The 8014-nt window shown below is 62.9% G+C and carries 6 protein-coding genes and 1 riboswitch; all 6 genes read right to left on the bottom strand.

The window, feature by feature from the left end; genetic code table 11:
• Positions 1 to 534 carry a methionine ABC transporter permease gene (locus tag ABLA28_RS09330; RefSeq protein ID WP_347713434.1) on the bottom strand — a complete coding sequence of 178 codons (534 nt, stop codon included), beginning with the start codon at positions 532 to 534 and terminating at the stop codon, positions 1 to 3.
• The gene (locus tag ABLA28_RS09325) at positions 491 to 1558 is read right to left on the bottom strand and encodes a methionine ABC transporter ATP-binding protein (RefSeq protein WP_347713433.1); all 1068 of its coding nucleotides are present in this window, start codon (positions 1556 to 1558) and stop codon (positions 491 to 493) included. The genes ABLA28_RS09330 and ABLA28_RS09325 overlap by 44 nt, the downstream gene beginning before the upstream one ends.
• Before the next feature lie 103 nt (positions 1559 to 1661).
• Positions 1662 to 1764: riboswitch (SAM riboswitch) on the bottom strand.
• A 70-nt stretch (positions 1765 to 1834) separates the two neighbouring features.
• Positions 1835 to 5911 (bottom strand): Ig-like domain-containing protein, encoded by a 4077-nt coding sequence (locus tag ABLA28_RS09320; protein ID WP_347713432.1) that lies wholly within the window; start codon positions 5909 to 5911, stop codon positions 1835 to 1837.
• A 32-nt stretch (positions 5912 to 5943) separates the two neighbouring features.
• On the bottom strand, positions 5944 to 6198 hold the full coding sequence (locus ABLA28_RS09315) for a hypothetical protein (RefSeq protein ID WP_347713431.1): 255 nt from the start codon (positions 6196 to 6198) through the stop codon (positions 5944 to 5946).
• A 39-nt stretch (positions 6199 to 6237) separates the two neighbouring features.
• The gene (locus tag ABLA28_RS09310) at positions 6238 to 7443 is read right to left on the bottom strand and encodes a hypothetical protein (RefSeq protein WP_347713430.1); all 1206 of its coding nucleotides are present in this window, start codon (positions 7441 to 7443) and stop codon (positions 6238 to 6240) included.
• 84 nt (positions 7444 to 7527) lie between these two features.
• Positions 7528 to 8014, bottom strand: a 487-nt coding sequence (locus ABLA28_RS09305; RefSeq protein ID WP_347713429.1) for a hypothetical protein, incomplete at its 5' end; no start/stop codon positions are given.

Raw genomic sequence — 8014 nt, 5'->3', positions numbered from 1 at the left:
CTACACTCGACTAGTCGTCGGCAGCGTCAGATGTGTATAAGAGACAGTGGCCGAGTACCCCACCAAGTTGACCAGCATCAGGGTGACGCCGCGCAGCAGGTCGGGCACGGCCTCGGGAAAGAGGACCTTCCGGACGATCTGAGCGGGCGACGCGCCCATCGCCTGAGCCGCCTCGACGACCCCGCCGTCCACCCCGTTCAGTGCGCTCTCCACAAGCCGCCCCATGAACGGCAGGGCCGCCAGGGCCAGGGGTACGACGGCCGCCGAGGTCCCGATGGACCGCCCCACGATCAGCCGGGTCAGCGGGATGATCGCCACCATCAGGATGATGAAGGGCGTGGACCGCGTCGCATTGACCACGAACCCCACCGTGCGGTTCAGCCAGGGGCTGGGCATCAGCCCTCCGGAGGCCGTCACGGCCAGCAGCACGCCCAGGGGGATCCCCCCCGCGCAGGCCAGCAGCCCCGACAGACCTATCATATAAAGCGTCTCACACGACGCCTGCCACAGAAGTCCCCAGATTGCGGCGGACATAGCCGATCACCTCCAGTCCGAGATTCAGATTCCTGAGATACTCCATCGCGGCGTCCCGGTTCCCGTTGCCGGAGAGCTCCACCACCAGCGTCCCGTAGGGCACCCCCTGGATGTGGTCGATAGCGCCGTAGAGGATGTTCACGTCCACGCCGAACCTGCGGACCACCCCCGATATGATCGGCTCCGCCGCCGTGTCGCCCAGGAAGGAGACGCGCAGCAGGAGCCCGCAGCCCGCCTCGGGCTCCCGCAAAAAGTCCAGCGCCGCGAAATGCTGAGGGATGTCCCGCGTCATCACGCTCGCCACAAGCTCGTGCGTCACCGGGGACTGCGGCACCGTGAAGACCTTGAAGACCGCTCCCGACTCCACCACCCGTCCCGCATCCAGCACGGCGACCTCCTCGCAGATCTCCTTGATGACCGCCATCTCGTGGGTGATCAGGACGACCGTCAGGCCCAGCTTGCGATTGATGTCGCGCAGGAGCCCCAGGACCTCCCGCGTCGTCTGGGGGTCGAGGGCCGACGTCGCCTCGTCGCACAGCAGGATCTTGGGCTCCGGGGCCAGGGCCCGGGCGATGCCGACGCGCTGTTTCTGCCCCCCGGAGAGCTGCGCGGGATAGGCGTCCCGCTTCCCCCCCAGGCCCACCAGCTCCAGAAGCTCGTCCACGCGGCCCGCGATGCGCGCGGCGTCCCAGCCCGCGAGCTCCAGGGGGAACGCGACGTTACCCGCCACGCTGCGGGACTCCAGCAGGTTGAACCCCTGAAAGATCATGCCGATGCCGCGCCGCGCACGGCGAAGCTCCGCGGGAGACAGGGCCGCCAGGTCCACGCCGGCGACGGTCACCCGGCCGGACGTCGGCCGCTCCAACAGGTTGATCGTGCGCACCAGGGTGCTCTTGCCCGCGCCGCTCCGCCCGATGATGCCGTAGACGCACCCCTTGCGTATCGAGAGGCTCACCCCCCTGAGGGCGTGAAAGCATCCCCCCTCCGTGTCGAAATCCTTGCACACATCCTCCAGAACAATCAAAACCCCTTCACCTCTCCCATCCCGACGCCCGCGCCGAACACGAAAAAAGCCCCCTCCGCGAGGAAGGGGGCTTTGTACGACGGACAAACTCCGCTGCAAGCACCCATCATCTCCCAGGATATACCTGCAGGAATTGGCACCGTTTTGCTCTCGCAAGGGTTGCCGCGGCTTCACAGGGCCTTTCCCTCCGCCGCTCTTGATGATGTCGCAAGTCCTATTCGATTGTGGTGCGTATGATACAGGGAGGGGCCCCCGCTGTCAAGGGCCGTCCCCTCTCTACTTCTGCGGAATGTCCCTCCACTGCCAGGTCGTACCGTCCGCAAAGACGATCGCGTCCGGGTGGTGGAAGCCCGTGAACCAATGCGCCTTCCGGAACGTCACGCTTCCTCCCGGCAGCACGACCCTCACGCCGCCGCTGCGGCGCTCCAGGCTCACCTCGCCCGGCGCTATCCCGAGACCCAGACGAAGAATCCCGCGGCGCTGGCCGGACTTCTGCCCGAAAAAGTAGAAGTCCACCGTGTCGTTCCCGTCCCCGCGGTTCCAGATGAAGGTCTTGCGCGACTTCCCGCCCAGCAGGCTCCACGAGTGGATGAAGTCGTCGCCGGGCCCCCCGACGAATACGTCGTCGCCCTTCCCGTCCTTCAGGCGGTCGTCCCCCTCCAGGCCGTAGAGGACAACCGTATCCTTCTTGCGGCTGCGCGTCTTCATGCGATCGGCGCCGCTTCCACCCTTCAGCGCCACGGGCGGGTTCCCGGCGCGCTTCTCCGCGTCCTCCGCCGTCCAGACCGTGCCGTCCATGAATACGATTCGGTCCAGGCGCGCCCCGGCATCCTCGTACCAATCCTCGACCGTCGTGCTGGCCGATTCCTCGCCCCTCTCGTCGGGCAGGGAGAAGACCAGATCGCCTCCCTTGCGGTAGGGGAACAACGTCTCCGGGACGATTCCGGGGCCGAAGTGCAGCTCGTCGACGTCGTTCGCTCCCCCGCTGCGGTTGGAGATCGTGTCGTGCCCGCCGCCCAGGTTCTGGACGTAGATGTCGTTGCCACCCTTCCCCTCCAGCCAGTTGTCGCCGCTGCCGCCCACCAGGACGTCCGGTCCGTCCGTCCCCAGCAGTTCGCTGTCGCCCTCCGACGCGATCATGACGTTATGATCCGGATACCTCCCGCGGTAGTAGGCCAGCTCCTCCGGCGTTCCGCCGCCGCCGTTCTTCTTCCTTACCGTGACGGAACAGACGGCCCGGACGCCCGCGTCCGCCGCGGAGGCCGCCGTGATCTGCGCCGTCCCCACACCGACGGCCCGGACCTGCCCGTCTTCCGCCGAGGCAACGGCAGGATTCGACGTGCTCCACGTCACGTCCCTTTCCGTGGTCTCGGGCGGGATGAAGGAGACGGCAAGCGCGGCACTCTCGCCCACGGTCAGCAGCAGGGACTGCGGCGTCAGCGCAAGGGCCGTGGGAAGCACCGCTGCCCGGGCCACCCGGACCGTGCAGTCCGCGGAGTGGATGCCATCCGCAGCCGTCGCCCGGACGAACGTGGTTCCCTCGGCCAAGGCCAAGATGTTCCCGGAGGCGTCCGCCGAAGCGACCGACGGGTTGGAGACGGACCAGCTCACGCGCTTGTCCGTGGCGTTCGACGGGCTCAGGACGGCCCTCAGGACCAGCCTTTCCCCCACCTTCAGGTCCGCAGAGTCCGGCTCCACACGCAGGCCCGTCACCGGGACGTCCGGCGGAACGTCGCCGCTGCCGGGCGTCCCGCCCACGTCTTTCAGGCCCAAAGCGGCCGTGACCACGAAAAGGTTCCCCTCCGGATACCCGGACGCCGAATCCAGCCGGACCAACCAGGCCCCGCCGTCGTTGTCGCCGGAGACGACGGAGAAGGAAAGCACGTCCCCGCTCGTCGTTCGCACGTCATGCACCCGGCCGTCCGGCGCCAGAAGCGACGCCGTCCACCGGCGTACCGCCGCATCCTCCGAGACGGCGCCCGCGCCCTTCATGCCCAGCCGCGACATCTGGGCGGCCACAGTCACGTCCTCGCTTGCGGGAAGCTCCACCAGCAGGCCCGAGCCCTTTGCGCGCGACACCGGGCCGTCCGCCCGATCCACGATCCTCTCGTTGGAGATGCCCGCGCTCCGCATGGCCGACATGCGTTCCGCGTTCGCGATCGGCTTGGACAGGAACCAGTCCGCCAGCGCACGTTCCGCGGAGGGGGACCGGACGTCCCCCCTCAGGGACGCGGATGCGGACAACGGGACGTCGGGCACGGGGAAGCTGGTGAAGTAGACCATGCCCCGGCCGTAGGGGAAGGACACGGCGGCAGGATAAATCCTCGTATAGGCGTCCTTGCCGTCGAACAGGGTGACCTCCACGGTGGAGAGCAGTTTCGTGCCGTTCAGCATCTTGATGAGCGGTCCGCCGGAACCGATCTCGTAGGGCTTGTAGGGAATCTTCAGCCAGTCCTTGCCCACGGCTGCCCTCAGGTCGCCTTTGGGGAATATCGTCTTGCTGTCTCCTCCGTAATAGAGGGGCAGCTCCGAGGCGTTGTAGAAGGAGAGCCCTATGCCCGCACGTCTGGCGATGACCGCGGCGACCAACCAGGAGTCGGCCTCGATATAGGCGGTTCCGCCGTTTTTGACGAACTCGGCGAGCTTGTCGAAGTAGGGCCCGAACCAGCTCTGGAAGGCGATGTGCGAGAAGGGGAAGGCGGAGACATAGACCGCGGAAAGGCCGCGGAAGTCCCATGCCGACGCCTGTTTGGGAAAGGCCGACGGCATCGGGACGTTGAAGCGGGACACCCCTTTTTTCATGGTGTCCGTCACGCCGGACACCAGCGCCTGCTCCAGAACGATGTCCCCCCACCAGCGGTTGCCGACCTGGGGTTCATATCTCGTGTTACCTTTGTAGTCCTTATAATATTCTGTCTCCGAGGTGTCTACTGAATTCCAGGGCTGTTTGATTTCAGTCCCCTTTTCCAGGATGTCGTTGACGGAAGCCTTCTCCAAGCCCGCTCGCTCTATGCTCACCTGATCGATGCTGGTAACGGAGGGCAGGCGAAACGCGAAGATGCCGTTTGCGTTCGTCTTGGCCGAGAAGGTTCCCCTTGAGGTCTCGGCCGAGACCGTGACGTCCGCGTAGGGTTTCCCTGCAAACGACAGGCGCCCGCTGACGATCTCGCTCCGTTTGTCCGGCCCGCTGCCCAAGTCCTCCGAGGCGATATTGTACAGCATCGCGATGGGAAAGAAATGATTGGTGAAATAAGCTGGGCCTCCAGGTAACTCCGTTTTGAAGTTATCCATGGGATAATACATATCCAAGTCCCCCCCCACGGAGCCCATGACGATGTGGTGGTACATCTCGTTCAGCCCCACATCCGAGGAGGCGATTCCGTAGCCGTCCACGAGCATAGCGTGGTCGCTGAAACCCTTGAGGGGACGAATCCCCACGATCACCGGTACGCCGCAATCCAGGTTTGGGTTGACGACGGAATGGAGGTCCTTCATGTCGTAGGCTACGTTTGAGTGGGATGAGTCAATCGTTGTTTCGAACAAGGCCATGTTGGAGTAGTCGAAGACATCCGAGCTTGTCATGGACATTTGCAGTCCCGCAAAAGAGACGTATCCATCAAGATCCTTCGAATCAAAGCCCCCCAAGAACCCTTTTTCTTTATTCCTGGGATCGATTCCGTAGCCCGAGGCGACGACGACATCCATCATCAGACGGCTGATGGCCTCCGATGCCCGGCGCGCCTCCTCCCCCTTATCGCCCGAAACGTTCAGATCAGGAAGATCCTTGTATTCGAAAAGCGGCCGTTCCGTCATGTCCTCCCATCTGTAGGGCGCGCCGTCGGCATCCCCCCAGAGCAACGCCGAGGCGCCATTCCCCTCCGGCTCGTGGTAATTATGATAGGTGAAGAGTCGATCGGTACGGCGGTTGTGGTTGGGGTGACGAAAATAATGCATCAACTGGGCCGCTGAGACGGCTGCACAAGGTATCCCTGTGCCATCGTTCCATATAATATCCGGGACATGCTTAGCAAAAAAACGATTAAATCTGCCGTCGGTCTTCCAACCCACTCCGTTCCATAGCGAGCGCACCAAGGGTGGGACGCGGACATCGGGGATGTCCGGCTTTCCCGTCGAATCCGAAAGTGCCCTCATTTTTTCGATTGCACGGGGTCTTTCCAGCAGGCGCCTCCATTTCTCCTCCCTGCGGCTCATCGGGACATCCTGATCGGCGGACAGGAGCAGTGCGGAAGAGACTTCCTGGCGTGCCTCCTTGGGGAAGGGCACGGAAAACAGCGCCATGAATGCCTTGTCCTCCAGGACCTCGGCCGAAAGGCTCCCTTCTCCAAAGGCCATGATCGGCTCCTGCCGAGTGTCGCCGCCGACGATCAGCCAGCCTTGGGGCGCAGGTTGAAGATATAGAAGAGAGGACGCCCATCCTCGAGGCAAGGGATGCTCTCCTTCAGATGTCTTCCCAAGGCCCCCTGTCTTATGGGCGGAGTGGTGGCGGCCAGCCAGTTCTCTGCAAGCAGGTGGGCTTGCTCCAAGCTCACGGTAGCCCCCCAGGCCTTATCGCCTCCTCCAGGGACCGACAGAACGCAGACGAAAGCCACGGCACACAAACCTCTCAGGATCTTCCTCATCACTCCATCTCCCTTCTTGATTTCAAATCGGTTTTCAGCTCAAAATTCCACCTGCATCTGGGGGCGAAACGGGCGATCCCTGTTTTCGCTGAATACCTCATTCAAGACTTCGTATGGATTGACAAAAGTACCGAGACGGGTTGCTGGGGAAGAATCCCCCTTCTTCCATCTCCGAACGGACCGTGCATAGTCCTCTCGAAGGCCGGAACGGCGCAGAATCTCCACGATGCGGGCCGAAAGCTCCCGGTGCGCCTGGCACTGGCGCACCCAGGCCAGGCTCATGCAGCGATACGCCTCCTCCGACGCGTAGATTTGGAGGAGCTCCCCGGTCTCGACGAGAAACAGCAGGTGCGTCGGGCTGCTCAAGGCCTCCCCCTCCATGGACCGCATTTTCCGCTCCTTCTCCCAGACGTACTGCGGCCAAACGTCCTTGGACGTCCCCTCGGGGATTTCCCAGTAGTCCGTAACGAGCCGGATAATCTCCTTGATCCTAGCCGCCATCCGTTTCTCATCCTCCGTCAATTGGGGGACAGGAGCAACAAGGGAATGAAGGGCTCTCTGATATCGCCGAGCGGGCCAATGACGCCTCATCTCCCTCAGTTCCTGTAAAACCTCCCCCTTCCCGTCGTAGTACCCCTTCGCATCCGCCTCACCCAGCCGATACAGGGGATCCCGCTCCGGGCTTTCCTCTCTCTGTTCCATCTCCACCCCCAGCTCCGCCATGAGGCGGCGCTCCTCCATGCGGCGCAGGTACTCCAGGCGCAGTGCGTCGAGCTGGCGTGCGCGGGAGAAATGGTCGAAGACGTCGGGCAAACGAGCGCACGCCCAAAGCTTTAAAATATCCCAAAGCTTTGGGTCCTTTTTGGGGCTCGCTATTCTCGCTATTATCTTATCCTCCGGATCCTTCCCATGGCAAAGGGACAGAAGCCCCGTGGGGGTGAAAAGCGTGTCGAAGCGCCTAGCTTCGAAGTAATCCCAGATGGCGACGTCCAAGGAACCGCCTTGCCTGCGGAGGCCGTCGAGGACGTAGGCGGGAATGTCCCGGGACACGCCCTCGAACAGGACGCCCCGCGTCTCGTCCGTCTCCTGTGCCTCGTCCTCCACGTAGGGGTTGAAGACCGGCGGCATCTCTCCGTCGTTCCAGCCCGTCCCGCTCGTCGCCTCCCCGCCCCCGACGCCGCAGGGCAGAAAGGCCGACCACGTCAACAGCCCCGCGATCAAGACGCAACGTACTCTCCCCATCATCGGTGCACCTCCTCGGAAACAAAACAGCCCAAGCCTCCGCTCCAATCATCCCCGCCCGCTGCATCCGGGGCGTAAATCCAGGGTTTAAAATGATAGCGGCCATGGAACCAAAAAATCCAGCGGAGAATGTCTGTTGAAAATATCTCCAATGCTCGAGAGCGGTTCCAGCGATATCACGACGTCGTCGTTCAGCGAGGATAATTCTCTGTCCAGCTTGAAGTCGTAATATCCCCTCTTTGCCGCCCACATCATTTCCCTGCATAGTGTATCCAATTCCTCGGTGATTTTAAGACCTCGCTCCCATCCGAAGAAGGCGCCGCCCTTTTCCCCGCTCCTCAAAGTTTTTGCAAGCAACACCGCCAGCCTCAGGCGGCGCAGGACCATCAAATAGTAATACTCCGTCGCGTCCTTCGTCACGTCTCTCAAAACATTCTTTTGCCCCTCTTTCTCGAGCTCGGAAAAATAAAACGCCAGCCACTCGCGGCGTCTTTGGGCCGAAGAAGGGAGGTAAGGACCATCCCTGTAAAAAATCGGGCGAGAAAGTACCGGTCCGCCTTGCCTTGGATACGAC

It is taken from the genome of uncultured Fretibacterium sp. (genome assembly GCF_963544685.1).
In the GTDB taxonomy this organism is placed as follows: Bacteria; Synergistota; Synergistia; order Synergistales; family Aminobacteriaceae; genus CAJPSE01.
The sequence above is the reverse complement of the archived record's forward strand: the minus strand, read 5'-3'. Positions and strand labels throughout refer to the sequence as shown.